Here is a 2,216-nt window from a genome sequence, read left to right on the forward strand (position 1 = left end):
GATCTTCACGTACAGTGCGGTCAAGAGGGTGTCCAGGTCTTGCGTCACAACATGATCTTGGATGCCCTCTCCTCATGCCCGGACATCGACCTCTGACTTCGGAACTACTCGTCTAGAGGCCGCGCGGATGCTCGGTGAGGATCCGGATGCTGATCCCTGGAACTGAGCGCGGCGAGGCGCGATGCCCTAGGCGCCGCCGAATGGATGCCCGGTCACGGCTCCCGGTCACCTGACGTTTGGCGGACCCGGCGAGTGCTGCGGTCAGCATGGCGGAAGACGCCGCATGCGTGCCGGGCAAGGTCGTCCAAGGACGGACGAATCTCCACAAGCGTCCTCGCCAACGTGCGCGTCGCGGATGCAGGAAGACTCCTATGTCTTCCAGGGCGTTCGCGGCGGGACCGTCGATGTGTGGACTCGACCGGGCTCGGCGTAGCGCGGCGACTCCTCGGCCTTCGTCCAGCTGCCGGTAGACCCTCGCCAGATGGCCCAGACACGTCGCGGCGAGGGCGCTGACCTGGTCATCGTCGTGTGCGAGCAGCTGGAGATGCAGTTCCTGCACCTCTGTCCAGTCCCCATCGCCGTACAGTGCGGTGCCGACCATGGCATCCAACGCGGCTGGGAGATCGCCGCGATCGAGCGCCGCGCGAACTTCGACCGGCGCCGCCGGCGGAGGGCTGTGGAAGACATGATGCTCGTGTCGCACCGTCACATCCTTGCGAATCAGCAACGGGCGGACCCGGAGACGTTCCCGGGACCGTATGCTCCCCGAATCGTGGGCGACGATGAAGACCGGGGCGGGACCGACCCCGTGGTGGTCAGGTGCGTTCAACGCGCCTACCTGACGGTGGTTCCTGTCGAGGATGACGATGGGTTGGACTTCGATCCGGGACAGGTGACGCGGCTGGTCGGACTGGAGCCCACGCGGATTCACCGACGCGGCGAAGCCGTGGGTCAGCGCGTCCGCAGGTCAAGTGGCTGGTACGTCGACGTGCCGCAGCGGGATGAGTACGACACCGAGCTTGTCCTCGCGGAGTTGCTCGATGTCATCGAGCCCTACGCCGAAGGGCTGGCACGCGTCCGGCAGGTGCTCCGACTCCGGGTGGGGATCAACGTCGTGATCGAGATGCACTCCGGACGGGACGGGGCCGGCGATATCCTGGTGACGACACCCGCTTTGCATCTCACCGCCGAGACGATGCGGCGACTGGCGGACCTCCACCTGTGGCTCGACTGCGACCAGTACGTCTACTGACCGGCGACGCCCGTCATGCCCGCCATCACCAGAACCGGCGACGGTCGACCCGCACCTCCGCCCCAGGTGCCTGCGCCGCGCCGCACACCCTCGCCTTGCAAACCCGCAGTCAGCGGCAAATGAGCGTGTGCTCGGGGCGTCGCACAGGTAGCTTGCCTCTTCGTGGGTAACTACCCTGCGCACGCACCGTTGCTCTCTACGAGGTGGCCGATCTTCACCGCCGAACTCGCCGCGGCGCTCAGGGCAGAAGGCGAGGACCGCTGGCGGAGCAGGTTGGGCGGCTGCGAGTCGTGCAGACGTGCGGTTGCGGGGACGACTTCTGCCAGAGCTTCCACACCGCGCCGAAGCCGGCTGGCGCCTACGGCGATGGCCACCGCAATGTCTGCCTCGACGCGCCTTGGCCGGGCCACCTCATCCTCGACGTGGTCCACGACGAGATCAGGTACGTCGAAGTGCTGTACCGATCACCGCTGTGCTGACCACTCCCGCCCCGCAGTCGCGCGGTCGGCGGCAGATGAGCGAGCAGGCTGCGCGGCTTCTTTGGGGGTTTCTACTGCGGGCTGGAGGGGTCTATGCGCCGTCTTCTTGTTCTGGTCTGTTGGTTTGGTCGAGTAGAGCGGTCAGCGCCTGCGACGATTGTTCGTCGAGGATGGCGGTGACTGCGTCGGAGAATCCATGTTCGCCGAGTTTCACGCGGAGGTCACGGAGCCTAGCGATATCGAAGGCGGCTTGGGGAACGCCGATTCCGAGACGTATCGCGAGGGCCTGGCAATGGAAGGCCACTGCCTCGGCGAAGTTACCTGTTTCGGTACGCAGGGTTCCGAGCTGGCTGAACGAGGTAGCCATGCCGGCGCGGTTGCCCAACTCCTCGTCGATGGTGAGGGATTGCTGGTAGCGGCGTTCCGCTTCGGGGTAGTCACCCCGGTCCTGGGCGATGATGCCGAGTTGGTGGTAGCTGTTGGCC

2 protein-coding genes are annotated in these 2,216 nt (G+C 66.0%); one reads left to right on the forward strand and one right to left on the reverse strand.

The features are described 5' to 3' along the window. Window positions 1-544: 544 nt before the first annotated feature. The gene (locus ACXAHD_RS31970) at window positions 545-1,252 is read left to right on the forward strand and encodes a DUF4279 domain-containing protein (RefSeq protein ID WP_475055141.1); all 708 of its coding nucleotides are present in this window, start codon (window positions 545-547) and stop codon (window positions 1,250-1,252) included. Window positions 1,253-1,822: 570 nt separating this feature from the next. On the opposite strand, the gene ACXAHD_RS31975 is transcribed toward ACXAHD_RS31970, so the two are convergent. Next, a partial coding sequence (locus ACXAHD_RS31975; RefSeq protein ID WP_475055142.1) for a tetratricopeptide repeat protein occupies window positions 1,823-2,216 on the reverse strand: 394 nt, incomplete at its 5' end.

Source organism: Micromonospora sp. ABR4_055 (assembly GCF_056160425.1).